The sequence below is a fragment of the Algoriphagus jejuensis genome (genome assembly GCF_039523455.1).
Taxonomy (GTDB): domain Bacteria; phylum Bacteroidota; class Bacteroidia; order Cytophagales; family Cyclobacteriaceae; genus Algoriphagus; species Algoriphagus jejuensis.
This window is the reverse complement of record NZ_BAAAFI010000004.1, coordinates 77,201-103,888: the sequence shown is the minus strand read 5'-3', so window position 1 is coordinate 103,888 and position 26,688 is coordinate 77,201. Positions and strand designations below refer to the sequence as shown.

Sequence of the window (26,688 nt, the reverse complement as noted above, 5' to 3'; positions counted from 1 at the left end):
ATGGCCTCCAAGCGAATGAGAGTTTTCGCTGGCCCAAATGGCTCTGGGAAAACAACCATAATCAAAAGCCTTCAAGCTGAAATTCCTTTTGGCGTTTATGTGAATGCAGATGATATTGAAAGTTTACTTAGAGAAAGTAGAGTGCTGCTTTTTAATTCTTATCAACTCATGATAAGTGACTTTCAAATAAAGGAGTTTTTTAAAATAAGCCAATTTGCCCCCAAAAAAAGAAGCGAGCCAGATCTATGGACCAAATTGGAAGTGAAAGATAATGTGCTTCACATCAATACTTCGGTAGATTCTTATTTAGCGGCAGATTTGGCAGAATTTATCAGGCAACAGTTACTGGCGAAGGGAATTTCTTTTACTTATGAAACTGTAATGAGTCATGAGAGTAAATTGACTTTTTTTGATGAGGCGAAACAGAATGGATACCGGGTTTATTTATACTTTGTGGCTACTGAGGATCCTGAAATCAATGTGAGTAGAGTGAATGTAAGAGTCGCTCAACTTGGACATGGTGTAGCTCCAGAAGCAATTAAAAGCAGATATTTTAGAAGTTTACTGAACTTGAAAGAGGCGGTAAAAAAAAGCAACAGGGCATATATCTGGGATAATTCCGGAGTAGCGAGTTTGCTGATTGCTGAGATTACCGAGGGAATTGATGTGAAAATTATTGATACTGAGAAGGTTCCTGGTTGGTTTGTGAAATATTTAATCCATTCTAGCTGAGAAAGGATTTATCCGCAACTGGTTTCAGGGGGTAAAATTATGTCGCTTCCGCTAAGTGGGGCAGGCTCATGTTGTCCAGCTTCTCCAGAAGCAGCACATTTGTTTTATACCAGAGCAGGCTTCAAATCTTCAACCTCGTTCTTGAGCGCTTCCAATTGCAGCTTCATCTTTTCGATGATTTCCTCCGTGTCCAACTGGATGGTGTTGATCAGATCCTGATAATAGCTTAGGCCTAGATTCAGATTTTTACGAAACTTCTCCAGATAGGCTTCCTGCTTGGCAGAGGCCTCGGGAATCAGCTTTTGAAGTTCCTTTTTCAGATAGTCCACATAGAGCTGGGCTTCCTTCACGAAGACGTGCGGGCGATCCGACTCCAGCTTTAGCGCGATCTTACCATAAATGTGGTCGACCATCTCCTTGAGGCTGAAAGTTCCCTTGAAATAGGCCAAATTCGGCCCAGGGCATATCGTCACGGCATTTAGATTTCTTCTCGGGTTTTCTCCCTGAGCCAAGATCGCCGGAGCACTCAATCCCTCGCAGAGACAGTCTTTTTCCAAGATCTCATCCAACTCACCTCTGCTGATCTTCCCTTCTTCAAACAGTTTGGACTTCAAAACCTGGTATTGCCGCGATGCCGTGCAGATGGGCTTTTCGGTAAACTCAGTGCTGAAAGTCAGGAATTTCTTGTAGCAGGGGCTTCCGGGTCGGCCTATTTCGATGCGTTCTTTGCGCTGAACTTCCCCGCTGCTGGTCCGCAGGTTGTTGAAAGGTACCCCGAGCGGCGAGGCATGGCTCAGGTAAAAGTCGGACTGTTTGGCTTCGATGATTCGCTGGATCGTCACTTCGTCCACCGCGGTCGCTTCGGGGACGAGCAGGAAAGGACTGCCCCAACCGGTGCCGTGAAGTTGATAGTGCTTTCTCAGGAAACTGTCTTCCCCAGCTGTGCCGATCCCGCCTTGGTAGGTGATCTTGATGGACTCGTCTTCGCGCAAAATATGAAGGCCTTTTTCCGCCAAAGCTGCATTGCAGGATTGTCGGATGGTTTCGATCAGGTCTCTTCGGTTCGTCTTGAAATCCTCCAGGATAGGACCGGCCAGAAATCCGTCGGAGGCGAAAGCATGTCCGCCACAGTTGAGGCCGGACTCGATGCGGAACTCAGAAACCCAGAGGCCTTTTTTTGCCAAAAACTTCCCTTGGATCAAGGCAGAACGATAGTCGCTCACTTTGAGGATGATGCGTTTTTTGAGATTTCCTTTTTCGTCAGGAAAAAAGTCCGCAAACTGCTCTGCGTAGCTGTAGAGCGCAGGATTCATGCCTGCGGAAAAGACCACGGAAGCCTCCAGTTTGCTCTTGGCGAAGCCGCGCAAAGCGGAAAGTGCGTCGGAGTATTCCCTTGGAAGCACTTCGCCTTCCCGATCGTAGTTGAGCTTGTCCACCTTGGTCATGATGTTGACATCCACGGCTCCAGGTTTCAGTAGACCAAAAATCCGGCTTTTCAATTCCGGCTTTTCGGAAGCTTCTGCTGTTAGATATTCTGCGAAAAGTCGCGCAATCTGGCTGTCCTCGGGAAGCAGCGCGACCAACTGGGCGATGGATTCGCTTGTGTCCCAATTATCATTCTTGAGAGCCTCTATTTGGCTTTGGATGACTTGGTGCAAGAGGTCAAGGTATGCCTTCACGCGCTCTGCGCGATAGTCTTCTACGGATTCTGGAATGGGAGAAAAAGGCAAATGGAGCTTTTGGGAATGGATTTTTCGCATATCCTCCAGCAGAAAATCGTCCATGATGGATACGACGCTGGAGATGCCAAATCTGGCCACTTTAAGTGGGGTGTCGACCGTATAGCCCAATCCCATTACGGGGATGTGGAAGGTATGGAGTGCTGAAGATTGGAGCATGGTAGTACGCGGGGAATTGAATCAATAGGAAAGAACAAAGCTAGTCCGAGGGCGAGCCCAAAAGGGTGAATTTGGCTTTGTGCCTGCCTGACATTTATCAGGCTGAGACATGAGGAATAGCACTGTTCTTCTTTAGATTTCAATCTCGCGCTTGGTAGACTTATCCAGAACTCTCCAAGGGTTCAAAATCCCATGGAGAGTTGAAGGTTCGATGTCTGGGCGGAGAGGCGCTAGATCATTTGAATGTGGAGACGTTCTTAATGATCTTGAAAATGGGGGAGCTGTATCGTTGGATTGAGGTTCAGAGTCAGAGCTAAAAAGACTTTCACTCAAATTATTTCAGCGTCTTCGTTGCAGTAAAATAGACTGCGGGTAAAGTCCGAAAATAGAAGGTGAAAGGTGAAAGCCCAGCTTCTAGAGAAGCAGGATAACGGTTGGTTTATCCAAACCCTGCAACGGTTCGAAACCCTTGGAGGGTTGAAGGTCGCAGAGAGGAACTCAAAACTCCATTTCTATGCTTTCTCCGGCTTTTAGCTGCAGGTCGATCTCGGAACCGTCTGCAAAAAGGATGACTTTTTTGCCCTTTTCGGACTTGATCTTCACGGTTTTCACCTCACCATTTGCCCAGGTAAAGTCCAAGGTGAATCCTCCTCTGGCCTTCAATCCGGTCACTTGTCCTGATGGCCAGGCTTTCGGCAAAGCCGGCAATACGCGGATGATTCCGTCTTCATGTGATTGCAAAAGCATCTCGGCCACTCCAGCCGTGTAGCCGAAATTGCCGTCGATCTGGAAGGGTGGATGCGCATCAAACAGGTTGTTGTACAGGCCTGTGGCAAGTAGTTTCTTGATGTTGTCGTGGGCCATCTCCCCGTCCATAAGTCGGGCGGAGAAGTTGATCAGCCAAGCGCGAGACCAGCCAGTGCCAGCTCCGCCATTGGCAAGGCGAAAGTCCAGCGTCTTCTTCACTGCTTCGAAATGCTCCGGCGTGTCTTCTTGGGTGATTGCTGCGCCGGGGTGAAAAGCATAGAGGTGGGACATGTGGCGGTGGCCTTTCTCAGGTTCTTCGTACTCGCGATCCCATTCGAGGATTCTTCCGTCCGAACCCAGTTGCACTCCGGGACGAAGTTGGGCAAGTTGGCTTTGGATCTTGTCCGTCGAGCTGGATCTTTTTCCCAACAGTTCATTCGACTTTAGGTAGATTTCAAAGATATCCGCGATCATTTGTTGGTCCATGGCGGTGCCCATAGTCGAGGCGGCTTGGATTCCCTTTTCGTCTATAAACTGGTTTTCCGGAGAAGTAGAAGGAGCGGAGACCAAGGTGCCGTCCCGAGGGTCAACGATCAGCCAGTCGGAGTAGAATTGGGCAATTTGCTCCACGGCTGGCAAAGCTCTTTTTTCCAAAAACTCCCGATCCTGGGTAAAGAGATAATGCTCCCAATAGTGTCGGCCGAGCCAAGCGCCTGCGCCCATCCAACTTCCCCAAAAGGCCGTGCGCGCCCGGAGAAAAGGAACCTTCCAAAGATCCGTAGCATGCGGAAGCATGGCTCCCTTCATGTTGAAGTTTTCGGAAGCAGGCTTTTTGCCGTTTTCGATGAGCCCATCGGTGAAGTCAAAGAGTGGGCCGTGGAGCTCGCTGAGATTGGTGACCTCGGCCGGCCAATAGTTCATCTGCAGGTTGATGTTGAGATGGTAGTCGGCATTCCAAGGTGCGGCAATGTGCTGGTTCCACAGTCCCTGTAGATTGGCGGGGTTAGTGCCTGGACGGGAGGAGGAGATGAGTAGGTAGCGGCCAAAGTCAAAGAGCAGTTTCTCGAGGTGAAGGTCGGCTTGTCCGGCTTTTGCATTTTGGATGCGCTGGTCGGTAGGAGTATTGTCCGGCTGGCTTGCGCCTAGACTGAGGCTGACCCGATCAAACCAGGCTTGGTATTCCCGCTCATGAGCCTGTCTCAGCTGCCCCCAGCTGGCGAAGGCAATCTCGTCGAGGGTTGCTTCGGCCTTTTTCTCAAAGTCCTTTTCGTAATAGCTCGTTTCAGCCACCAGCTTGAGGTGGATTTCCTTGGCGCCGTTTACTTGAAGTCCATTGGCCGTAGCCCTTATTTCGCCGTTCTGATTTTGCGCCAGCAGCAGCACTCGGAATTTGACTCCGTCCAAGATCGGAAAGGGCTTGGAGTCTATCTGGCCGCTCCGTTGGGTGACCATGCCTTTCATCTCCAATAGATTGTCGTTGAGGGCTGTGCTTTCTGCGGTCGGATGCTCCTGGTCCATGGGGCGATCCATGCGTATCAGCCCTCGGAATCCGTCGGGATGATCGGTCTTGAGTTTGATTAGGATCGCCTGATCCGGCGCTGAGGCAAAGACCTCCTGTGAGACTGCATGTCCCTCGCTCTTAAATTCCGTGAGGGTGACAGCCGTGTGCAGATCAAGGCTTCGCTTGTATTCGGTGATCGAGTTCCAAGTAAAGTCAAACCAAAGGTCGCCCATGGTTTGGTGGGAGCGGGTGACATCCTGGCGGGAAAATTTCAGGACCAGGAGGGAGTCGGCTTTCTTGTGATCTCCCGCGATGAGGTATTCACGGATTTGGGCGAGATCTGCGGGAGTGCCTTTGGCCAAGCCCCAGTCATCCGGCCCGCCGGGCCACATGGAGTCCTCATTGAGCTGGATGTGCTCCTTGCCGGGGATGCCAAAGACCATTGCGCCCAAACGGCCATTTCCGATCGGGAGTGCGTCTTCCCATTTTTCAGAAGGTTGATTGTACCAGAGGATGGAATTCTGGGCATAAGTGGAAAAAATGGTCAAAAATGTGCAGAGCACGACAGCGAGGTACTTTTTCATCAGCTACTTGGGTATGTGCCAAGATTACGACAAATCATCAATCCAGCCAACCTGTTCATCTAAAAAATACCTCTTGGGAGCTTCAAAAAGCCAGTTTAGCTCATAGAGATTTCAGGAAATCCCGAAACTCCTCCGTGTTGAAATTGCTCATACCCTGTTGGTAGAAGACGATTTTTCCCTCCTTATTGACCACCAAGGTTGTGGGGATGGATTCGCTTTGGAGACTTTTGTTCAGGCCAAAACTCGCATGGGCGGTAGGAAAAGCCCAGGACTTTCCCTCCAAGAAATCCCTGCTTTTGTTGATGTCGTTGTCCAGCCCTATCAGGAGAAATTCCAGATTGGGCGTGTCTTTGACTGATTTGTAAAGTTCCGAGATATGTGGCATCTCGGCCCGACAAGGGCCGCACCAGGAAGCCCATAGGTTGATGAAAACGGTTTTGCCGCGATAGTCCTGCAGGTTGATTTCCTTTCCTTCAAAACCCACAAATCGGCCTCGGTAGTCGAACTTCTGATCTGTGAGATCCGGAATTTCGATCTTCGGCCGCATCAAACCTGTGGAAAGCAGCACTGACTGCAAGCCCCCTTGGATCACGGGCAGCAAGCCAGTGAAGTAGAGAAATGCGAAAAAGGCCAAGATCAGGCCCCATGACTTAAACTCTTTTTTCCAATTCATTTTTGGGATTTAAGATTTTTGATCTTCGATTTACGAGGTTGTGAACAGCCTTTGAGGTTTTCAAAAACCTCGGAGGTTTAGCTGAAATACAGCCTACGAACTTTGTCAGTCCGAGTTCTAATAATTTAAGAATATACAAACAGAGATGATAGCGCGCTGAGATACAAAATGCCAATACAATGTGGTACTACGATAGAATTCACCTTCTTAGGACAAAACACAATCGGAAAGGCGCGGTGGGATGATTTGCCAGCGAGCCAGTGTTCGGCCTTGTGCGGTGGGAGCTTTGGCAAATCTTGACCTTTTGGTTCTTTTGGGTCAAGCCAAAAGAACAAAGAAAAAGAAAATCGTAAACTTATTATGTAGTGGCGTTGAATTGGTTTATGGCAATATGTTAATTTAAGAATAATGAATTCTGTCATTTGGTAAACGGTCGAAGACTTGGCTTCGACTCCGCTCAGCCTGACACCGCTCCACCCAATCGTTCAATTTTTAAATTTTGCAATTCAAGCCCCAATTTTACAATCAATAAATCAGACGCTTAGTGACATGCCTCACAATCGAGACTTTTTGTCTTCGAAAGCAACCTTATCTTGCAGCTCCAAAATTGAATTGAATTCCCCAAATACTATGCAGTACGAGATTAAAATCGCTTCCGAGCTGGGCGTAAAGCCCCACCAAGTACAGGCGACCATTGAACTTTTGGACGGAGGGGCGACGGTTCCCTTTATTTCCCGCTACCGAAAAGAAGCCACCGGCACGTTGGATGAGGTGCAGGTGGCTGCGGTGCGTGACCGAATCGAGCAACTCCGGGAACTTGACAAGCGGCGCGAGGCGATCCTCAAATCCGTAGAGGAGCAGGGCAAGATGACGCCGGAATTGAAAAAGGCCATCGAAGGTGCCGAGACCATGTCCAAGCTCGAGGATATCTACCTGCCCTACAAGCCCAAGCGCCGGACCAAGGCGACAATCGCCCGAGAAAAAGGTCTGGAGCCGCTGGCCGAGCGGATTTTCTCTCAGACGTCCTTCGACCTTCAGGCTGAGGCGGAGAAGTTTTTGAACGAGGAGCTGGAGGTAAAAACTGCCGAGGAAGCACTCCAAGGTGCCCGGGACATCATCGCCGAGTGGATCAATGAAAATGCCCAAGTGCGGGAAAAGATGCGCAAGCTTTTTCTGGAAGAAGGGAGTTTTAGCTCCCGTGTGATCCCCGGCAAGGAAAACGAAGCGATCAAATACAAGGATTATTTCGACTGGTCGGAGCCGATCAAGTCTGCGCCATCTCACCGCGTCCTGGCAATGCGGAGAGGGGAAAAGGAGCTGTTCCTGATGTTGGATTCCTGTCCGGAGGAGCTTTCCGCCTTGGCCAGAATCGAAAAAGAAGTCATCCAGGACGCCGCAAACTCGGCTGTTGACCAGGTGAAGCTAGCGGTCAAAGATTCCTACCGAAGACTGTTGAAGCCCAGCATGGAAACGGAGGTTCGTCTGCTGACCAAGAAGAAAGCTGACGAAGAGGCGATCCGGGTTTTTGCCGAAAACCTGCGTCAATTGCTCTTGGGCGCTCCTTTGGGCGAAAAGTCCGTGATGGCCATCGATCCGGGTTTCCGAACCGGTTGCAAGTTGGTGTGTCTCGGGCCGCAGGGTCAATTTTTGCACTACGAAGCCATCTATCCGCATGAGCCGCAGCGGCGAACTGCGGAAGCAGGGATGACTGTGAAAGGTTTGGTGGAAAAATACAACATCCAAGCCATCGCCATCGGCAACGGGACGGCTGGTCGTGAGACAGAGGCTTTTGTGAAAAGCCTTGGCTTGCCCAAGTCGGTGATCGTCACGATGGTCAATGAGTCGGGCGCTTCGATCTATTCGGCATCGGAAGTCGCGCGAAATGAATTTCCAGACTTGGACTTGACCGTTCGGGGTGCCGTTTCCATCGGTCGCCGACTGATGGATCCGTTGGCGGAGCTGGTCAAGATCGATCCTAAGTCCATCGGTGTCGGCCAATACCAACACGACGTAGATCAGAATGCGCTGAAAAATGCCTTGGATGATACCGTGATGTCGGCGGTAAACGGCGTGGGCGTGGAGGTGAATACCGCTTCCAAAGAGCTTTTAACTTATGTTTCAGGTTTGGGGCCAAGCTTGGCTCAGAACATCGTGGACTTCCGTGCGGAGAATGGGCCTTTTTCCTCCCGCGCCCAACTCAAGAAAGTGCCCAGATTGGGTGACAAAGCATTTGAGCAGGCGGCTGGCTTCCTTAGAATCCGCAATGCCAAGCATCCCTTGGACAGCTCTGCGGTTCACCCGGAACGCTACGAACTGGTCGAAAAGATGGCCAAGGACCTCAAAGCCTCGGTGCAGGAATTGATGAGTTCGGAAGATTTGCGCAGCAAGATCATCCTGAAAAACTATGTCTCTGAGACGGTGGGTTTGCCGACGCTTCAGGATATTTTGGAAGAACTCTCCAAACCAGGAAGAGATCCACGGGAGACGTTTGAGGTGTTTGCGTTCCAAGATGGGGTCAACTCCATGTCGGATCTGAAGGTAGGGATGAAGCTGCCGGGAGTGGTGACCAATATCACGGCCTTTGGGGCTTTCGTGGATATCGGAGTGCATCAGGATGGCTTGGTTCACCTGAGCCATCTTGCGGATCGCTTTGTGAAAGATCCCAATGAAATCGTGTCCGTCAATCAAAAAGTGCAGGTGACGGTGATGGAGGTAGATATTCCAAGAAAGCGGATTGCCTTGAGCATGAAGTCAGATCCTTTTGCGGAGCGTGGAAAAAGCCAAGGAAAGCCAAATCCGAAGCCTGCAAAAACAGAAGATCCCCAGGGCACTATGGCCGATAAGCTGGCGGCGCTGAGGGGGAAATTTGGAAGGTGAGGATAGAGCGGTAAAGAGTAAAAATCAACGTTCATGACGCCCCAATAGTGTTCACTAGCTGGGCAACTATTGTCAGGATGTGAGTGGGGACACTCACAGCGGCGGAAAAAGTTAATCGCAAGATATCCCTGGTCTGTGTCCGCACAGACCAGTTTTTTTTTTTGGAAAAAAAATCACTTGAAATGGTGACTCTATTCAACGGGCTACCAAGCGGCCGGCGATAAGTAAACACTGACATCGGGGGGAAAGAAGTGAATTGAGACAGATACAAACCACAGCATACCGTTCAGTGGGACGCAGAAAGAGGTGCTAGCTTAGTGGATAATTGTCTTACGGTTTGTAGGCACACACACCCGGGATACGTAGTTGGATTGTGGTTTTCGATAGAGTTCCGCATGATTTTTTAATGTTAGGGCACTGTTTATGGGAGTAGGGTGGACTGGATTTTTTGACTAGTCCAGCAATTCATCGATCTAACTTGAAAGGACATCGCGGGCTTAGCATGCAAAAGCTAACGGATTTGAAGAAACTCCTCTCGCCTGTGAACCATAGAACTTTCGAAATCTTCGCTTTATCCAAAAGCTGGAGCCAGATTAAGGAATCTTATTTACCTTCTTCCGAAATCCACCGCCATGAAAAAACTTTTCTCGATCAGTCTTTTACTCTTTGCGCTGTTATTTTCGGCGCAGGCCCAGGAAAAGCATTACTACCAAAAAGAGTTCTCGAAGGGAGAATTTGCCAAAAGGCGTACCAGAATCTCTGATGAAATTGGAAGCAATGCCATTGCCGTGATTCAGGGGGCAAGTGGTATTCCGGGCTTTAGCGTTTTTCGCCAGTCGAACACTTTTTTCTATCTCACTGGTCTGGAAACCCCGCGCTCATACTTGCTTATCGATGGCAGAAATAAGCGCTCTACGCTGTATTTGCCGCATAGAGATGCGGGAATGGAACGCAGTCAAGGCAAAGTTTTGTCGGCCGAAGACGCAGATCTTGTCCTAGAACTGACCGGGGTCGATCAAGTGAAAGGCATCGAGTTTTTGTCCAATGACCTCGTGAGCTCGGGCTTGATCAAACCTCCTGGACCGCTACTTTACACGGAGTTTGGCCCCGCCGAAATCGGCAACGACAGTCGAGATGAGATACTCTTTGGCCAAGCCAGAAATGCCGCCGATCCTTGGGACGGAAGTGAGGCACGCGAGGCGCGTTTTATCGCCAAACTGAGGGGGAGGTTTCCTCAATTTGAAATTCGGGATCTCACGCCAACGCTGGATGCCATGCGCCTCATCAAGAGCGCAGAGGAAATCGAAGTGATCAAAAAAGCCACCAATATCTCAGGTTGGGCGATTATGGAAGCGATGCGCTCCACCAGTCCGGGCGTGTATGAGTACCAATTGGATGCCGCTGCCAAGTATATGTTCTACCTACATGGTGCCCAGGGCGATGGCTATCCATCGATCATCGGTGGCGGAACGAATGCGTATATGGGTCATTATTTTTACAAAACAGACCCCCTAAAAGATGGGGATATGGTACTGATGGACTATGCTCCAGACTATGAATTCTACACCAGTGATGTGACTAGAATCTGGCCTGTCAACGGAAAATTCAGCGAGGAACAGGCGCAATTGTACAATTTCATTGTGGCCTATCGTGATGCACTTTTTAAGTATATCAAGCCCGGAGCGACCGCAGACGAAGTGCTGGATGGTGCTGCCGCGGATATGAAAAAATACCTGGTAGGGAAGACTTTTGTAAAAGAAAGTCACCTGAAGGCAGTGCAGGAAGGACTGGAATTCAGAGGACACTTTCAGCATCCGGTGGGCATGGCGGTACACGACGTGGGTAGTGTGCGGGGGATTCCTTTGGAGCCTGGAATGGTTTTCACCATTGACCCGATGATCTGGTTACATGACGAGCGGCTGTACATCCGGATTGAAGATGTCGCTTTGGTGACTGAGGATGGGGTAGAAAACCTAAGCTCTTTTGTGCCGTCAACGATCGCTGACGTGGAAGCGATGATTCAGGAAAAAGGTCTGATCGAATATCGACCAGCTTTGGATCACCAGACCGGCAAGCAATAAATCGAATTCCTCATTTTCAAACCTATCAACGATGAAACTTTGGCTGATTGCAATACTTACACTTTTGGTGCAGAATGGTTTTGCCCGCACAGATACCTATCCTAAAAATCCCAATATCGATATAATCAACTATCGGTTTCATATCGAGCTGTCAGATGATACCGATGTGATCCAAGTCGAGATGACCGTCGATCTACGCTATCTCGGAGCCGGGATAGACAGGCTGCGACTGGATTTGGTCAAATCCTCTGAAGCACTGGAAAACAAAGGGATGCGCATCAGTTCGATCGTCTCTAAAGGACAGGAACTAGCCTACAGCCATGAGGGGGACGAGCTGAAGATCAAACTTGCAAGCGCCTCAAAAATCAATCAACGATCGCAGTACACAGTCATCTATTCCGGGGTGCCGGCTTCAGGGCTTAAGATTGCCAAAAACAAATATGGCGACAGAACTTTCTTTAGCGACAACTGGCCAGATAAAGGCAGGAATTGGTTGGCGGTGGTCGATCACCCTTATGATAAGGCCACCTGTGAATTTATCGTCGAAGCGCCTACGCACTATCAGGTGGTCTCCAACGGACTGAAAGTCGAAGAAACGGACTTGGGAAACGGGAATCGCCTGACACATTGGAAACAGGGGGTGCCGATTGCTTCCTGGCTTTATACGCTCGGAGTAGCTCGTTTTGCCATGCAAGAAGTAGATCAGTTTGATCACAAATCCATCCAAACTTGGGTGTATTATCAGGATCGGGAAAAGGGTTTTTACGATTTTGCGGAGCCTACGAAAAAGGCCCTGGAATACTACAGCGATTACATTGGGCCCTTTTCCTATGAGAAATTAGCCAATATCCAATCCAACAGCGTGAGCGGTGGAATGGAGGCTGCGTCGGCCATTTTGTACAGCGAAAACGCCGTGGTGGGAGATCGGAATGAACGCTGGAGAAACGTCGTGATTCATGAGATTGCCCATCAGTGGTTCGGCAACGCAGTGACCGAGTACGACTGGGATGATGTCTGGCTCAGTGAAGGTTTTGCGACATACTTCACTTTGCTTTTCATCGAGCATGAATATGGACGGGAAGCATTTTTGGAAGGGCTGGCATCCAGTAAAAAGCGTGTCGATGATTTCCATGTTAAAAACCCAGACTATCGAATCGTTCACGACAATCTGGCCGACATGAATGAGGTGGTGTCTTCACAGACCTATCAAAAAGGGAGTTGGATCTTGCATATGCTGAGAGGCGTGGTGGGAACGGACTCTTTTTGGAAAGGAATCCGATCTTACTATGCACGCTATCAAAATCTGAGTGCCACAACGGCGGATTTCAAAAGGGAAATGGAAGAGGCTTCGGGGCTGGATTTGACCGATTTTTTTCATCAATGGCTCTATAAACCGGGTGCCTTGGTGTATGAAGGCAATTGGACATACGATTCAAAGAAGAAGCAAGTCAAAATTAACTTGAATCAAGTGCAGACCGATGGAAGTCACTTTAAAATGCCCATCCAAGCGGCTTTGCATTTTCCCAATAAACCGTCGGTCTTGCAAACTTTTTCGGCAGACTCCAAAAGCAATGAATTTACCCTAACCGTGGAGGAGGAGCCGAAGGAAGTTGTTCTCGATCCAAACCGATGGCTGCTAATGGATGCTAGGTTTGAAAAAAGAAAATAAGAGGCGGCGTTTTACCGCTCGCGGGATTGGTTTATAGAAATGGGCTTGGAAATCAATGTGTTGTTTGGAAACGATTCGGTACTTTGACAGCGCTTTTGCACGATATATTGGGGGGACTTAGGGAGTTGGGGACGATGCTATCGAGGCAAAGACTTCGATAATTGAGGCTATTGAGTTGTTGAAAGAGCTGAATTAGACAGAAAATATCCCGGAATTAAAACGTGAATATGAGCTCAAATATCGATTTGAACCTGGCAGCGGGATCGTTCATTAAACTGCGTCTAGGGTTTTGATCCCTCGTAGCGTTTGCCTAAGGACTAGCGGAAAGCTTGGCTTATCGTCAGTCAATAAATAGGAGGTGATGTTACCTGATTCGGTTATTTACCAAAATATTTCCTCCCACTACAGCAACGACCATCCCTACGATAGTGACGATTACCGTGATGCTTGTGGCAAGGTTTGGGGTTTTAAGCCAAATGGACAAAGGATATCCGAGAATGGTGATCGCTCCCATCAACATAAAAAGCAAAAAGGCGAAGAAGCGCAATCCGTTTCGATCGGCATTTTCCCGCTCACTTTGCGATAAACTGCCATAGCCTGCCAAAATATTGGGGAAACACCCTGACCACGAGGCCTATCACCAAAAACAGCACTCCTATTACTATAGCTTCCATGGCTCTTTCTTTAGGTGTTTGATTCTAACAAATTAGTAAACTGCTGGAAAAACCCAAAAGTAGTTGCTGCAAAGATTTTAGGTTTTGGTGAATTTAATGGCCTGGAAACCTGAAACAAGATTGTCTTTGGTACGCCTGTGATTGTGAGACTTTCGGAGTGCTGGTTGGGGAGGTAAATGGGATCGATACTCGACCGGGAATCAAACCTTCGACCCTCCATGGGTTCAAAATCCCTTGGAGAGTTTTGATGTCCTGCTTCTCCAGAAGCTGGACTGCTTCCCAGCGGATCGAAAGCCAGTTGCTTCAGACGCAGATTGCGCTGGCAGACGAGTCGATCAAGCTGGAGCAAAGCCGGGCCTTGCCGGTCGTCGGGGCGGATGGCTCGCTGGGATTTACGCCTGCGGCAAATGACATCGGCAACATCTTCCAGGGCGAAGATGGAGGCCCTTTTCGTACATCGGAGTGAATGTCGGGATCCCGATCTTCAACGGAATGGACGTGAAGCGTGCGGTCAACCAGCAAAAGCTGGTCGCGCTGCAATCGAGGGACTACCTGGATCAGTTCACGATTCAGTTTGAATCCGAGAAGGCCACCACCAGGGTGCAGATCCAGAAAGCCATGCAGCGCTTCAGCTATGCCGATGCCAACCTGAAACTAGCCAACAACAACATCGAGCTGCTGCATGAGGCCTTTGTCAATGGCGTGGCTGACAACCAGGACATGATCCTGGGCGAAAACGACCTCTACGACAACCAAGCCCGATACTTCAACGAACTCCTGCAACTGATGCTCAGCGAGATCGAAGGCCAGCGGGTTGTGGGTTTGTTTAATAAGCTGGCGGGATTGGAGGGGGATTAGGGTAAAAATGGGTCGACGTAAAGACAGATGCACTATGCTAATATCCTTTCCAATTTCATCTTCCATTTTTCCCAGTCCTTCATCTCTTTGGACTGTAAATCAATAAATCTTTGGGTATGATCATGATGCACTAGATGGCAAAGTTCATGAACTATAACATACTCGATACACCCTTTCGGGGCTTTAATCAACTCAGGGTTTAAAATTATTTTTCCTTTAGGCGTGCAGCTTCCCCAGCGTGTTGACATTTCTCTTAGAACAATAGAACTGGGCTCAACTTTATACCTTTTGAATTTTTTAATCAGCGGTTGAGCAATAGAATGGAACTTAGAACGGGCATGTTGTAAATACCAGTCAATCAGTAAGTCCTTAGCTTTTGACTTCTCACTTGTTGTGATTTCAATAAATTTCCCCTTCAGTTTAACCGATTCTTCATCACCAATTCGAATTTGCAACCGATATTGGCGGCCCAAATACAAATGTGTTTCCCCACTTATATATTGGCGTTTTGGTGTTTTCGGCTGAAAGGATAGAAAAAAGCTTTGCTGCTTGATAATCCAAGGAGCTTTTCTTCTGATTTTCTCTTTAATTTTTTCTATAGAAGAATCGATTGGTGCTTTTACCAACACTTCCATTTCCGGTGTCACAGTTATTCCCAATGATTTCCGATCCGAATATTCCAAGCGAAAATCAATAGTTCTACTTCCAAATTGTATAGCCTCTTGCATTATCTGTATCGGATTTTGGCAACTTCAATACAGTCATCCGCAATTTTATCCATCTCTTTGAATGACAATTCCAAATGGTATTTATCCCTCACTTCATCGATCAAATAGTCGCCGATTTCAATCAATAATTTGCCTGTAATATTGGTTTTGAATTGCCAATCAACGATAGGCTTACCATGATCTAGAACTAAGGCCTGAATGAGGTCATCAATATGTAAGGCCGTTTGGATTGAAACTTCTTTTCTGACCAGGCTGTCCTGCATTTTATCTGAAAGTGCTTCTACAGTCAATCCATAAAATGCTTTAGCCACATTTCTTTCATTGAATTGCTCCGGAATTTCGGTATCTGTGTGAGCCAATACATTGTTCATTATCTCCTGAACTCTCTTTAGGTATTGTGCTTCATTTATTCGCTTTGCTTCATAATCAGCGATAGTTTCTTTCAACATTTGAGAAAATTTCTTGTAGAATGCTGGATCTTCATCCATTTTCTCAGTGATATGCTTAGCTGTTCTACTGGCGATCTTATCTGCTTTGGCAGCCTTCCCTGTGGTATTTTCTACTTCCTGTTGAAATTTGTCCTTATCAAAAATATTCACCAATTCCGTGATGGTCTCTATTTTTTCTGTGGTGATATGCGTATCAATTAGTTTTTGGATTTGACCCTCATATTGTTTGTAATCAATTACATCACTGTATCGCTCTACTACAGCCCAACGCAGTTTCAGGAACATCGTCAAATCTTCTTTGTACCGATTGATGGTTTTTTCTTCAGCTTCTTTGTGGAATTGCATTGAAGAAAGTGCCAATTTTAAACACTTCGCAAAAGAGGCCAACTTATCATAAAACAATACTCTTATAGCCTCATCTTTCAATAATTGTTGATAGGCTTCCGCATCTCTTTTATTTGTAATTGTTTTGAAAATATCCCATAGCTCTGAATGCTTCTGTGGCAGTTTTTTGATCTCCTCCGAAATGTTGGTAAGTGTTCCTTCCAAATCTTCCTCATCAAAGTCTTCGAAGGACGAATACATCACCAAGGCATCATCCAGGTTCTCAATTACCCCGTAATAATCAATGATATACCCAAATTCTTTGTCAGGATAAATGCGGTTCACCCTTGCAATAGCCTGGAGAAGTTTATGGCCTTGAAGATTTCTGGTGAGGTATAAAACCGTATTTTTTGGCTCGTCAAATCCCGTCAAAAGCTTATCTACTACTATGATGATTTCTGGGGCACTCTGATTTTTGAACCGATTGATGATGTTTTTCTCATAGCTTTTTGAATTGCCATGCTCATCCATCATCTTTTTCCAAAATTGATTTTCCTTCTCGGTTGACTTTGCATAAGCACTGTCTTCACCTTCACGCTCGTCAATGGATGATATCAATACTTCACTGCTTACAATCCCAATTTCGTCCAGATATTCTTTGTACTTGATGGCATTCAATTTCTTATCGCAGACTAATTGGCCTTTGAATGGTGTTCTCCCTTGCCAATTATCTCGAAAATGATAGCTGATATCCCATGCTATCATGCGCATCTTTTGCTCTGCCGAATTCAAATGGTCGTATCTGGCAAACTTCTTTTTGATATCTGCTTTTTGATACTCGCTGAGTGGCTCCGAAACCATTCCAAAAAACGTGTCAATTGGACTTGCATTCACATCCTGAAATGCCAGCCTTCCCTCATACAGCAGCGGGACAACAGCCTTATCCCTAACCGCTTGGTCAACTGTGTAGGCATCGATTAATCCGCCAAATTTCTCCGCTGTGCTCTTGTCTTTCTTGAAAAGTGGCGTTCCGGTTAGAGCTATAAAACACGCATTTGGCAGTGTCTTTTGCATGTCAATATTAAAGGTGCCATGCTGGGTTCTGTGCCCCTCATCTACTAAAACAAAAATGTCGTGGCTCTCTAAAGGCTTGCCGATTTTCTTAACTGCTGCGACAAACTTATTGATAATAGTAGTTACGACTGCATCGCTGTTGCTTTCTAGCAATTCTACCAATCTCTGCCCTGTACTTGCATTTTCTACAAACTTGCCACACTTGCGAAACGTGTTGGTAATCTGATTGTCCAAATCAGTTCGGTCGGTAACCAATACGATTTTTGGATTTCTGATACTTGGTTCCATAGCAATCGCTTGTGCCAACATGACCATGGTTAACGATTTACCACTTCCTTGTGTATGCCAGATTACACCACCTTTTCTTTTGCCTTGATCAACATGCTTTATCCGTTGCATGGATTTTTTGATGGCGAAAAACTGCTGGTATCGGGCTACTTTTTTATCTCCATTGTCAAATAGAATGTAATTGAAAACCAGATCGATGAGTCGCCCCGGACGGCACAAACCAAATAAGTATTCATCTTGAACAGTAGGTAAGATTTCCTCCTGCTCCAAAGCATCAAAGTATTGGCGAACATATTTAAACCGATCCGAAAACAATTGTTCTTTCCCTGCAGCTGAGAGCGGTTGGTTTTTCAGTTTTAATAAAGTCTCTTTATAATTCCGCTCATCTTCCTCACTTTCAAATTTCTCCTGCCACTTGGCCCAGAATTTTTCGGGAGTGGCATTCGTGGCATACAGGGCCTCATTACAACTTATCGAAAGTAAAAATTGTGAATGGACATATAAGCTGCGGATTCCATCTTCCTGTTGACTTCTTAATTGTTGACTGATAGCCTGTTTCAATGGCTCTTTCATGTCCGGTCGCTTGCATTCGATGATGCAAAGCGGGATTCCATTCACAAACAAGACCAAGTCCGGCCGGTAATGCTCTTTGCTTGTGCTCCGCATGACGCTGAATTCCTCCGTCACATGGAACACATTGTTGATGATGTTTTTCCAATCGATGTATTGAAGAGAGAAGCTCTTTTTATCTCCATCCACGCTTTGTTCTAAGGCATGACCCAAAGTGATCAGGTTGTAGGCTTTTTCGCAGGCAGCAATGTAGCCCTCATTCATGGGGAGGTTTTTCAAAGTCAAAATACCCCGCTCAATATTTTCATCTGTAAAAATGCTGGTTTTCGTAGCGCTCACTTTGATGCTGTTGATCTCCTTCAACTGCTTTCGCAACACGTCTTCCAGTAAAACATTTGAAGTTTTCCCACCTCTCAGACGCTCAGCTTCTACCGGACTCAAATAGGTATAGCCCAAATTCACCAACATCTGCAATGCTGGAATCTGACTGATATGGTCTTCTTTAAAACTTGGCGTGTCCATTACTTTTTCTTTTCATTTGTGTCATGTATAGAAATTGCGGCTTTCTATACATGTTGGGTTTGTCATGTATAGTTTTTGGCCATTTTCTATACATGTTGGGTTTCTTTGGAAAATATCTTTAATAAATTCCCTGAGATTTCTTCTAACTCTTCTTCCAATTCTTTTCTGATTTTCATTCTTCCAATCCCCTTTCATACCAATCTCCTGTATTTTTTCAAGCTAAACTCTTGTGTGCTCTAACCAAAACTCTAACAAAATCTCTAACATGTCCTTCGGTTAGTTCAACCAGTTTGTGAAGTTTATGGAGAATTTTGAAGCTGTTATGGAGAATTGTTCCTAATCAAAAACCTCTTTTCTAGCCTCCAGTGAGCGTTTTTGATAAATTACAGAGAATTCATCACCCGTTATGGAGAATTCTTTTATTGGCATTAGCTCCATTTTCTTTGACAGTTCAAACTGACTGGTGCATCTCTGACTGATCGAAGCCTCTTATAGCGAATTTATCGTTCAATATGGAGAATCGATTCTTCTACAGCCTCTTGATCATTATGGAGAAAATCGGATTTGATATGGAGAATTGATTTTGCAATTCACCCTTCAAACTGAGTCATTTAGCTGTTTTCTTCGTCCTTGCTTATCTCTTTATAGAGAAATACCGAGAATCCACTTTTAACTATTCTCAATAATGAGCTGGAAATACAGAGAATTTTTTTCCGATTATAGCGAATCATACCTCCCTCTTAAGAAAGCCAAGACCTCTGCGATAAGCTTGTCTCCACGTAGATCCTTAAATTTTTCAGAAAGGGAATATCTTGTTCCTCTCAGCTTTCCGTCAACTATCACTACTTCATCATCTACCAACTTCAGCAACAAGTATCTAATCTGACTTCTTTTCATGAAATCTTCCATACTTGCTTCTAAAGCTCCCACCTTCAAAGCATTCCCCTGAAGCTCCAGAAGGATTCTTTCAAGTTCCTGTACGATGTACCTTTTACCAATTTTTAGCCCGTCACTGACTAATTGTTCATATTCTTCCGAAAGAGTATATCGAAGCGTATGTCCGGAAAGCTTTTGAATTAATCCCATTTTCTCTAATTGTGAAACCATAGCTCCTTTCAGGTTTTGGGAGATTCCATTCCTGATCTTACACAGAGTAATGATCTGTTCCACGCCTAGTTTTGGTTCTCTGTCACTATTCTGATATTGACTGATAAAAATGTGGAAGGCCTTGTCTATGATCTCGGATCGTAGTACCAAGGAAACTTGGTACATATTTGAGTCGGAGTAGTCTGGTTCTGCCTTGCCTTCAGATAGCGTGATGGAAAATATTTTATCCACTCCTTGCCCACTACGCTCGACTAGCCCCGTCTTCTCAAGAATCTCAGTCATCAACCGGCTGCGAGGAGTGCTGCTCACGGTGAGGAGATTTTCTATGGTGACACCTTTGGGAAATCCTCCGGGATTTGTAATGACAATCTTGGCAGGATATTGCTTAATCACTACCTCGCTGGTGATGCTATAGTCCCGGTGAGCTTCAGCATTGAGCACTGCCTCACGGATAACAGCCTCATTAAAATCAAACAAATCAAAAATGTAAGCCCCGACCTGAATGGGATATTTTTTATTCAATGTGGGCTGATTAATCAGTCGCCACATTTGGGTTATTGCCAAAAAGAGCGGCTCTTCTATTACTTCTCTGGTATCATGGTGTATCTGAGATTCCGTGGCACGAAACTCCCAAATAGTTTTGCATTGAGGCAATTTCTCTCTGATTATTTCCTTTTTGCCGAGTAGAATCAATGCTGCATAATTTAACCTTCCTTCCTCCTGCAGCCGGAGATCACTTAGCACCTGCTCTGTACTCAGTTGGATAAATCCGGGGTTTTTCTGCTTGAGTGCATAGCTCTCCTTCATGGCTTTAATGGCCGATTCATCCAGATCAGCAATTTTCAATCCCTCACAGATCTTGGCGGAGAAGTCGGGTTCTTGTTCTGAAAGAATGGCAAACATCTCCTCATCACTCATATTGCGCAGGCTTTCACCGACTCGCATCAATGGTACTCCTTCAAACTTTAGCATTTTCCCGACTGGTCGAGAAGGAATGTGAGCCACTAAAACTCGCAATCCATTTTCGTAGAGCTCCTCCATACGAACCCTGATGCCCAAACGACTGTAAGTTTCATCTTCCAATGCTCCAATTTGACCTTGTCCAAAGTCACTTCCTACCACCTCATGCGGAGCTTTATCTGCCATACCCAAAACCAACATCCCTCCACCTTCATTCGCAAAAGCAACTACATAACCTAAAAAGCATCTCCGTCTTTCGGCCTGATCACGGTGTTCGCTCCCTGCGAATGAATAGTTTTTGGTCGCAGCTTTAAACTCAACCTTATCCTCGCTTTCTTTGAGTTGTTGTAATTCTAATATTGTCATATCTCAATATTTTAAATATCAGCTAAGCAGTTCTAGCGACCGATAATGCTGATTCCACTGTTCCATTGTGACTATTGTCCTTTCGCCATCCTTTGTTAGAAAGCCGCTTTTCTAAAACCACTTCCTCTCTCTTGTTTTTATATAATTGAAACTCCTTCCCATTTTCGTGACTTACTAAAAGCCTATCCGGTTCATGCATATAATCAGGACAAGATCGCAATAGACTGTGAACTTCTTTCAAAAACAGGGATGGGTTCTTATATCGCTTTTCGTAGTGGAAGTTCAAAGCCTTGTTCAAAACCCGTTTAAAACCAGCATCTAAATAGCAAGGCAAAGTGTTGGTGTTTGCTAATTGGCCCTTAATTACCTTTTTACCGATAATTTCTTCAAACTTTCTACTCTTTTCTACGGAGTTTCTGGTGGCATCCAACTGCTTTTTCTCTCTTGCATTCAACCAGCTTATAGGAGAGTTGATAGGGAAAAAACCGCCCAACAGCTGAAACATGATAACGCCGACTTGGTAAATGTCTGATTGATAATAATACTCGTTTGCCAGAATCGCTTCAGGCGGAAGGTATAAGTAAGTTGATTTTGACGCAGTAACACAACCATTAGCTGTGTGAATTTTCTTTACTGCACCAAGGTCAGCGATAATAGGAATGTTCTTTTCAAGATCTAAAAGAATGTTGCCTGGTTTTAAATCGCGGTGTACAAGATTGTGTTTAGAGTGAAGTTCTGTAAGGCCAAGCAAAATGCCTGAAATTATTTCAAGAGATTCTTTGCTTGAAAGTCTTCTGCTGTCAATGATGCCTTGTAAATCGCCTCCTGATATTCTGGGTGTTAAAAAGTAGGCATAATAGGGTGGAAGAAAACGTAGGTCATTTATTTTTAAAATATTAGCATGATCTATATCTCGAAGGATAATAGCCTCTTCTGTGGCATCATAGTTTGGGTGCGCCCAGTAGAATTTTAACACCACATCATCATTCATTTTAATTCGCTTACCGAAATAAACCTCACCGTTGCAACCTCTTCGGATATATTCATATACATTGATGTCAGGCGTGTTTCTCACGAAATCCTGAATGGCTTTTACCGAATCCTCATCGTTTAGTTCTACTGTTACCATTGATTAACTCATTAAATAAAAAGCTACCTCATAGGCATCGTCCTGATACTTGTTTTTTGGAGAGCCTGTTTTTGCATTCTTTTTGAAATATGCGATTGTGGTTTGTTTCCAAACCTGTTCCACATCAACCTTGTCGTAAAGCTGAATGATGCCTTCCAGTTTAAAGGAAATTGGAGAAGGGGCACGGTCTCCCTTTCCGTTTGCGTTTCTTGCCACAATACCGATTCTTGATGCACCAATAGAGTCAAATGCTGCATTGATTTGGTCACGAAACTGTCTTACTTGATTTGGTTTGGTGGGGTCGGTGATGCCAAACTTGGCAGATTCACTAGTTTGAGTAATGTTTCCGGATCCGTCTTTTTCCAAGACCACCATAATTGCCTCAGTGGACCTGATTTGTATTCCTATTGTCTTCATATTATTCGTTTATTTTAAGTCTTACCTTCCCCGTCAACAACACCTGCATCAATCCCTTCTTCTGCTCTCGCAACTTCTCCGCTTTGGCTTTAAGCAGGCTGATTTCCTTATCTGCTGCTTGTAGGACATGGGCTATAGCGGTTTGTTCTTCGATGGATGGATTTGGAATTTTTACAATGCAGAAATCATCGTAGCTGATTTGCTTGCCATCTCGAATGCCAATTACGGCAGTTGCTAATCGACCAATAAATTCATAGCTCTTGAAATATTGTTTATAGAACTCTTCATTAATATCCGTTGTAGGTTTTAAAACTGTATATGCCGGACTTACCAAGCCTCTATAAAAAGAATATTCTAAACCTCCTTGAAATGAACGTAAGCTGATGACAAAATCTCCAATTTCTACCAGTTTAAAGCCTTCTGTTCCGGTTGTCGGCATTGTTACTCGACCTTCCAGCATCGTTCTTGGTATCATTCCTCTGTCCTGGGTGGCAGATAGCAATTCTTCATCAGCAAAACCTTTTTTTGTAATGCTTTTAAAAATTTCACCTGCTCCAAGTTTTTTCCACTCCCCACCTAACCCCTTCATCCTTTTCTTCCCTGTAAGCAATTGCTGCATTAGCCATTTTTTGCGGAGTTCTTTCTGGGCGATAAGTTTTTGGGTGGTGTGGATTGCGGCATCTGCTGTGCTTAAGACTTTCGCTATGGCTTTTTGCTCTGAAAGGGGAGGGTAATGAATGTGTTCAATTCCAATTAAATCAGTATTCAAATTTGGTTGTCCATTTCCTGGAGCCACAACATCTCTGAAATATTTCGTTTTTGAGTTTAAAAAATAACAAGCATAAAATTTATCTACTTCATTCTCGTTCCAGTTTATAAAAGCAGCAATTCCGTCATTTGCACAACAATGAATTCCTAAGATTTTAGCCACCCCAAGTGTTGCACCACTATTTGATAAAATCAAAGTTCCTTTTTCAAGTTGTCTGCTTTGGGTAGCTCCTTCCTCCGTCAAAAATCCTTCTGTTTGTGTAACTTCCATTTGTGAATCAGGGATATTCGTTAGCGAAGCTACTGTAAGCCAAGGCATGAATGTGCCGTTAAAATATCTTGGGTCACCAGCAGGCCGTGGGGATCCACCTCTAACAACATTTGAAATCTTATCAAATCTTTTATTAGTCCAATCTTTCGGTATTTCAAATCTTTCACTCATCATTTCACCAATTGGGTTAAATACTGATCGATTTCTTTCTGCACTTTCACCAATACGCCTTCTAGTTGCTCAATCTCCTTTTGCACTGCAGCAATGTCCACTTCAGCCTCTTCTTCAAAAGTGTCCACATAGCGGGGGATATTCAGGTTGTAATCATTTTCCTGTATTTCTCCGGCAGTGGCTACATAACTGAACTTGTCTTCTACCACACCGGGCTGTAGTTTACCTGCATTAAAATCACGGTAGGTATTTACAATATGTTCAATATCGCTTGCACGCAGCTTGTTTTGGTTTTTGGCACTTTCATAATGCTTACTGGCATCTATAAACAAAACACTTCGACTACGCTCAGTGTCCAGTTGCTTGGTTCGTGCCTTATTGAAAATGAGAATAGCAGCCGGTATGCCGGTACCGAAAAACAGGTTGGCGGGTAAGCCAATCACCGCTTCGAGCAGGTTTTCTTCGATGGTGCGTTGGCGGATCCGCCCTTCGCTGCTTCCGCGAAACAATACACCATGCGGCACCACTACGCCAGCTTTTCCATGCTCATTCAACGTTTCTATCATGTGGCTGATAAATGCCCAGTCGCCTTTGCTTTTGGGTGGAACACCCCTCCAAAAACGGTTGTATTTATCAGTTTCTGGGTCGTAGCTGATGGTGGTCTTGTCGCCTTCTTTGTCTTCTACCTTTCCCCATTTGTCTAATGAGAAAGGCGGGTTGGCCACCACCGTGTCAAACTTCATCAGCATGTCTCCTTCCTTCAGCTTGGGATTACGGATAGTATCGCCCCAGCGGATGGTGGCATTGTCAAAGCCATGCAGGAACATGTTCATCACCGCCAAAGCCCAGGTACTCCCGTTGGCTTCCTGTCCGTACAGTGAAAAATTATCTGACCCTACTTCCTCTCCTGCTTTGATCAGCAAAGAACCCGATCCACATGTTGGGTCGCAAATACGTGAGCCTGGTTTTGATTGGGTGAGTTTAGCCAAAAGGGTAGATACCTCGCCCGGAGTGTAGAACTCCCCTGCTTTTTTACCGGCATCACTTGCAAAGTTGGAGATCAGGTATTCGTATGCACCGCCGATAATATCATTTCCTGTCAAATGAGAAGGTCTAAGGTCAAGCGCCTCTTTGTTAAAATCCAGCAGGAGGTTTTTCAATCGGGTGTTTTTGTCCTTGGGTTCACCGAGTTTGCTGGTGTTAAAGTCTATGTTTTGGAAAATACCCGCACCGTCTTCACTGTACAGTTTTTCCCGGTTTGCTTCTTCCAGGTCAGTCAGGGCTATGTTGATGAGTTCACCGATATTTGCTTCATTTCTTGATTCGTATAGAAACTTAAAGTGGCTGTGTGCAGGTACTACAAAGCGTTCATGTCTCATTGCTCTGTCGGCGCGTTCTTTGTCACCACTGTACTTTTTGAGATGTGCCTCGTACTTGTCGTCATGCACATCGCTGAGGTATTTCAGGAACAGCATGGTAAGGACATAGTCTTTGTACACACTCGGGTCGATGCTACCTCTAAAGGTGTCGCAAGCTTTCCAAACTGCATCGTTGATGTCTTTCTGAGTTATTTTGGCCATGATGTCTATTTTATTGCGTTGATTATTTGTTGCTGAATTTGTTTCTCACGAAGAGTTTCGATCTCCTGCCTCAATGCTTTCTCTTTGTTGCGGAGAGTAGTGAGGTGTAAAATTGCCTTTTGCTTTTCGATGCTCGGCACTGGCATTTCTAGATTTTCTAACACATGTTTTGAAATGGAGGGAATTGAAGTTCCGATTGCTTGACCTTTTAAAAGTGTTTGCGTGGATTGGCTGTTTAAAAACCAAGCTAGGTATTCCGGCATCACTTTTTTATCATAGAGCTTAATCACAAAGAAGGAAGTGGAGGCAACCGCTGGTTTGTTGTGGTCTTCATAGACGGTCGCAAAGTTTTTTGTTCCCTTGGCTGCAAACAGCACATAACCGTGTTTTAGCAGGTGCTTTTCAGAAATCCCATCAGCCGGCAGATCGGGGTGTAATTCTCCTAGCAACTTTCCGTTTTCGTCAAAATGTTTGGATTGCAAATACACCAATTCACCAGTGCCAGAGGGCTTGGCGAATAGTCCGGTTTGAATGCTGGTTATATCTTTTATTGGCGATTTCAAATTTATTTCCTTGTAATAGATCTACAAACCTAAAGAAAATTCTAGATTTTCCAAAAAAAAAATTAAGTATGAAATCTACAAAAATAATGAAGCCGTTTCATTAATGCGACCACTCTGAAAATGATTGGCGATCTTTTTTTCGAGCTTAGAAAAATTTGTCCCTCAGCTCCCACATTCACCCAAATCTCCTCCGCCAGCTCCTTCAGTCTTTCTTTTGCCTCGGGAGGGGAGAGGATGCGGAACTATGGTGTGAGGGCACCTCGTTAGCCTAACAATTGGCGGAGCTTACATTTGTAGTCGTTCACTTCTCAGCCCAAAATTCTTTCGTGGTGTAGAAGACCGTGTCGATGAAATACAGCATGTCGTTTTTTGTAAGCACATTCTCGTCATGCAAGTCCTCTAGGATTAATCCTAGGTCAGGATTTATATAGTCGTTGTTTCTGTTGTTGATGAAGCCATTCGCCCCGAGAAATGCTTTTACTTTATTCAAGTCTGTTTCTTGAGTGATGGTCACAAAGGATTGTTTGACTACCGCGTAAAGTTTTTCCTCATCCCTCGTGAAGCCGAGAAGCTCGTAAGCTGTGTCGGGGAAGAAAAAGTTTGTGGAATAAAAGATTGTGAAAGTAATCGAGCCAATAACTATAATAGATGGCATCGTTCAATTTTAGAACATGGTCCGAGTCTTTAAGATACACTCTCTGTTCTGCACCCTCGCTTACATACTGCGAGAAGTCAATGTTCTGGATCCAAAGGTTCCGTTCGGTTGCGAAAGTCTCTAGCTTCCTTGTTTCTTGTTCACGGATTTGCTTTGAGTTTTCAGTCTCTTTGCCTGTTTGCGAGCCATCGTCAAGGTAACTGGTGATTGTTTGGATAATAGCTCCAAAGCTAACTTGGCTCTTTCCTGAAATAACATGGTGTAGTTCATTCTTGAGATGGTTTTGCATCAGGACAAAAATACAAAAAGTTAGGTCCCAGAAAACGCCATAATCCTCGGCTTTAGAATTGCCGAAAACTCATTGGTGGGGGGCCTTACGGTACGGTTTGTTTTTTGAAAGGATCAAAAGCCCGCTGATTTGGAAGGATTTTCCACTTTTTAAAGCAGTATCC

General features: G+C 45.4%; 19 protein-coding genes and 1 pseudogene. 6 read left to right on the top strand and 14 right to left on the bottom strand.

The window, feature by feature from the left end:
* A complete protein-coding gene (locus ABD031_RS05915; RefSeq protein ID WP_343849422.1) occupies positions 1–732 on the top strand; it encodes an ATPase in 732 nt (243 codons plus the stop codon).
* Positions 733–836: 104 nt separating this feature from the next.
* On the opposite strand, the gene ABD031_RS05910 is transcribed toward ABD031_RS05915, so the two are convergent.
* The 3 genes from ABD031_RS05910 to ABD031_RS05900 form a co-directional block, all read right to left on the bottom strand.
* Positions 837–2,630 carry a hypothetical protein gene (locus ABD031_RS05910; protein ID WP_343849420.1) on the bottom strand — a complete coding sequence of 598 codons (1,794 nt, stop codon included), beginning with the start codon at positions 2,628–2,630 and terminating at the stop codon, positions 837–839.
* Between the two features lie 498 nt (positions 2,631–3,128).
* On the bottom strand, positions 3,129–5,462 hold the full coding sequence (locus tag ABD031_RS05905; protein ID WP_343849418.1) for a glycoside hydrolase family 95 protein: 2,334 nt from the start codon (positions 5,460–5,462) through the stop codon (positions 3,129–3,131).
* A 100-nt stretch (positions 5,463–5,562) separates the two neighbouring features.
* The gene (locus tag ABD031_RS05900) at positions 5,563–6,135 is read right to left on the bottom strand and encodes a TlpA family protein disulfide reductase (protein ID WP_343849416.1); all 573 of its coding nucleotides are present in this window, start codon (positions 6,133–6,135) and stop codon (positions 5,563–5,565) included.
* 630 nt (positions 6,136–6,765) lie between these two features.
* On the opposite strand from ABD031_RS05900, the gene ABD031_RS05895 reads away from it, so the two are divergent.
* From ABD031_RS05895 to ABD031_RS05885, 3 genes are all read left to right on the top strand, one after another.
* Complete coding sequence (locus tag ABD031_RS05895) at positions 6,766–9,012, top strand: Tex family protein (RefSeq protein WP_343849414.1); 2,247 nt, start codon at positions 6,766–6,768, stop codon at positions 9,010–9,012.
* A 632-nt stretch (positions 9,013–9,644) separates the two neighbouring features.
* Positions 9,645–11,093: an aminopeptidase P N-terminal domain-containing protein gene (locus tag ABD031_RS05890; protein WP_343849413.1), complete on the top strand. Its 1,449-nt coding sequence runs from the start codon at positions 9,645–9,647 to the stop codon at positions 11,091–11,093.
* Between the two features lie 31 nt (positions 11,094–11,124).
* Positions 11,125–12,762 (top strand): M1 family metallopeptidase, encoded by a 1,638-nt coding sequence (locus ABD031_RS05885; protein ID WP_343849411.1) that lies wholly within the window; start codon positions 11,125–11,127, stop codon positions 12,760–12,762.
* Between the two features lie 364 nt (positions 12,763–13,126).
* On the opposite strand, the pseudogene ABD031_RS05880 reads toward ABD031_RS05885, so the two are convergent.
* Positions 13,127–13,372, bottom strand: a pseudogene (locus ABD031_RS05880) (DUF3784 domain-containing protein); the annotation flags it as partial.
* Positions 13,373–13,683: 311 nt separating this feature from the next.
* Here ABD031_RS05880 and ABD031_RS05875 point away from each other — a divergent pair.
* Both ABD031_RS05875 and ABD031_RS05870 read left to right on the top strand, forming a co-directional pair.
* Positions 13,684–13,902: a hypothetical protein gene (locus tag ABD031_RS05875; protein ID WP_343849409.1), complete on the top strand. Its 219-nt coding sequence runs from the start codon at positions 13,684–13,686 to the stop codon at positions 13,900–13,902.
* Complete coding sequence (locus ABD031_RS05870) at positions 13,899–14,294, top strand: TolC family protein (RefSeq protein ID WP_343849407.1); 396 nt, start codon at positions 13,899–13,901, stop codon at positions 14,292–14,294. Before ABD031_RS05875 ends, ABD031_RS05870 begins: the two co-directional genes overlap by 4 nt.
* A gap of 32 nt (positions 14,295–14,326) precedes the next feature.
* Here ABD031_RS05870 and ABD031_RS05865 read toward each other — a convergent pair whose 3' ends face one another.
* The 10 genes from ABD031_RS05865 to ABD031_RS22360 form a co-directional block, all read right to left on the bottom strand.
* Positions 14,327–15,022 carry a M48 family metallopeptidase gene (locus ABD031_RS05865; RefSeq protein ID WP_343849405.1) on the bottom strand — a complete coding sequence of 232 codons (696 nt, stop codon included), beginning with the start codon at positions 15,020–15,022 and terminating at the stop codon, positions 14,327–14,329.
* Positions 15,022–18,249 (bottom strand): type I restriction endonuclease subunit R, encoded by a 3,228-nt coding sequence (locus ABD031_RS05860; protein WP_343849403.1) that lies wholly within the window; start codon positions 18,247–18,249, stop codon positions 15,022–15,024. The genes ABD031_RS05865 and ABD031_RS05860 overlap by 1 nt, the downstream gene beginning before the upstream one ends.
* A gap of 717 nt (positions 18,250–18,966) precedes the next feature.
* Positions 18,967–20,682 (bottom strand): ATP-binding protein, encoded by a 1,716-nt coding sequence (locus ABD031_RS05855; RefSeq protein ID WP_343849401.1) that lies wholly within the window; start codon positions 20,680–20,682, stop codon positions 18,967–18,969.
* 22 nt (positions 20,683–20,704) lie between these two features.
* Positions 20,705–21,811, bottom strand: a complete 1,107-nt coding sequence (locus ABD031_RS05850) for a serine/threonine protein kinase (RefSeq protein ID WP_343849399.1) — start codon at positions 21,809–21,811, stop codon at positions 20,705–20,707.
* Between the two features lie 3 nt (positions 21,812–21,814).
* Positions 21,815–22,228, bottom strand: coding sequence for a DUF3010 family protein (locus tag ABD031_RS05845; protein WP_343849397.1), 414 nt, complete (start codon positions 22,226–22,228; stop codon positions 21,815–21,817).
* 1 nt (position 22,229) lies between these two features.
* Positions 22,230–23,438: a restriction endonuclease subunit S gene (locus tag ABD031_RS05840; RefSeq protein ID WP_343849395.1), complete on the bottom strand. Its 1,209-nt coding sequence runs from the start codon at positions 23,436–23,438 to the stop codon at positions 22,230–22,232.
* Positions 23,438–25,018: a type I restriction-modification system subunit M gene (locus tag ABD031_RS05835; protein ID WP_343849393.1), complete on the bottom strand. Its 1,581-nt coding sequence runs from the start codon at positions 25,016–25,018 to the stop codon at positions 23,438–23,440. The genes ABD031_RS05840 and ABD031_RS05835 overlap by 1 nt, the downstream gene beginning before the upstream one ends.
* 5 nt (positions 25,019–25,023) lie before the next feature.
* Complete coding sequence (locus ABD031_RS05830) at positions 25,024–25,581, bottom strand: restriction endonuclease subunit S (protein ID WP_343849392.1); 558 nt, start codon at positions 25,579–25,581, stop codon at positions 25,024–25,026.
* 301 nt (positions 25,582–25,882) lie between these two features.
* Positions 25,883–26,236, bottom strand: a complete 354-nt coding sequence (locus ABD031_RS05825) for a putative polyvalent protein kinase domain-containing protein (RefSeq protein WP_343849390.1) — start codon at positions 26,234–26,236, stop codon at positions 25,883–25,885.
* Positions 26,130–26,525, bottom strand: a complete 396-nt coding sequence (locus tag ABD031_RS22360; protein WP_425542709.1) for a putative polyvalent protein kinase domain-containing protein — start codon at positions 26,523–26,525, stop codon at positions 26,130–26,132. The genes ABD031_RS05825 and ABD031_RS22360 overlap by 107 nt, the downstream gene beginning before the upstream one ends.
* Positions 26,526–26,688: the final 163 nt, after the last annotated feature.

What these genes read in the sequence shown, in the direction of transcription:
- ABD031_RS05915 (WP_343849422.1), top strand. Translation starts at nt 1, where the DNA reads ATGGCCTCCAAGCGAATGAGAGTTTTCGCTGGCCCAAATGGCTCTGGG.
- ABD031_RS05855 (WP_343849401.1), bottom strand. Translation starts at nt 20,682, where the DNA reads ATGACAATATTAGAATTACAACAACTCAAAGAAAGCGAGGATAAGGTT.
- ABD031_RS05840 (WP_343849395.1), bottom strand. Translation starts at nt 23,438, where the DNA reads ATGAGTGAAAGATTTGAAATACCGAAAGATTGGACTAATAAAAGATTT.
- ABD031_RS05905 (WP_343849418.1), bottom strand. Translation starts at nt 5,462, where the DNA reads ATGAAAAAGTACCTCGCTGTCGTGCTCTGCACATTTTTGACCATTTTT.
- ABD031_RS05900 (WP_343849416.1), bottom strand. Translation starts at nt 6,135, where the DNA reads ATGAATTGGAAAAAAGAGTTTAAGTCATGGGGCCTGATCTTGGCCTTT.
- ABD031_RS05845 (WP_343849397.1), bottom strand. Translation starts at nt 22,228, where the DNA reads ATGAAGACAATAGGAATACAAATCAGGTCCACTGAGGCAATTATGGTG.
- ABD031_RS05835 (WP_343849393.1), bottom strand. Translation starts at nt 25,018, where the DNA reads ATGGCCAAAATAACTCAGAAAGACATCAACGATGCAGTTTGGAAAGCT.
- ABD031_RS05910 (WP_343849420.1), bottom strand. Translation starts at nt 2,630, where the DNA reads ATGCTCCAATCTTCAGCACTCCATACCTTCCACATCCCCGTAATGGGA.
- ABD031_RS05885 (WP_343849411.1), top strand. Translation starts at nt 11,125, where the DNA reads ATGAAACTTTGGCTGATTGCAATACTTACACTTTTGGTGCAGAATGGT.
- ABD031_RS05825 (WP_343849390.1), bottom strand. Translation starts at nt 26,236, where the DNA reads ATGCCATCTATTATAGTTATTGGCTCGATTACTTTCACAATCTTTTAT.
- ABD031_RS05890 (WP_343849413.1), top strand. Translation starts at nt 9,645, where the DNA reads ATGAAAAAACTTTTCTCGATCAGTCTTTTACTCTTTGCGCTGTTATTT.
- ABD031_RS05860 (WP_343849403.1), bottom strand. Translation starts at nt 18,249, where the DNA reads ATGGACACGCCAAGTTTTAAAGAAGACCATATCAGTCAGATTCCAGCA.
- ABD031_RS22360 (WP_425542709.1), bottom strand. Translation starts at nt 26,525, where the DNA reads ATGCAAAACCATCTCAAGAATGAACTACACCATGTTATTTCAGGAAAG.
- ABD031_RS05865 (WP_343849405.1), bottom strand. Translation starts at nt 15,022, where the DNA reads ATGCAAGAGGCTATACAATTTGGAAGTAGAACTATTGATTTTCGCTTG.
- ABD031_RS05895 (WP_343849414.1), top strand. Translation starts at nt 6,766, where the DNA reads ATGCAGTACGAGATTAAAATCGCTTCCGAGCTGGGCGTAAAGCCCCAC.
- ABD031_RS05850 (WP_343849399.1), bottom strand. Translation starts at nt 21,811, where the DNA reads ATGGTAACAGTAGAACTAAACGATGAGGATTCGGTAAAAGCCATTCAG.
- ABD031_RS05875 (WP_343849409.1), top strand. Translation starts at nt 13,684, where the DNA reads ATGTCCTGCTTCTCCAGAAGCTGGACTGCTTCCCAGCGGATCGAAAGC.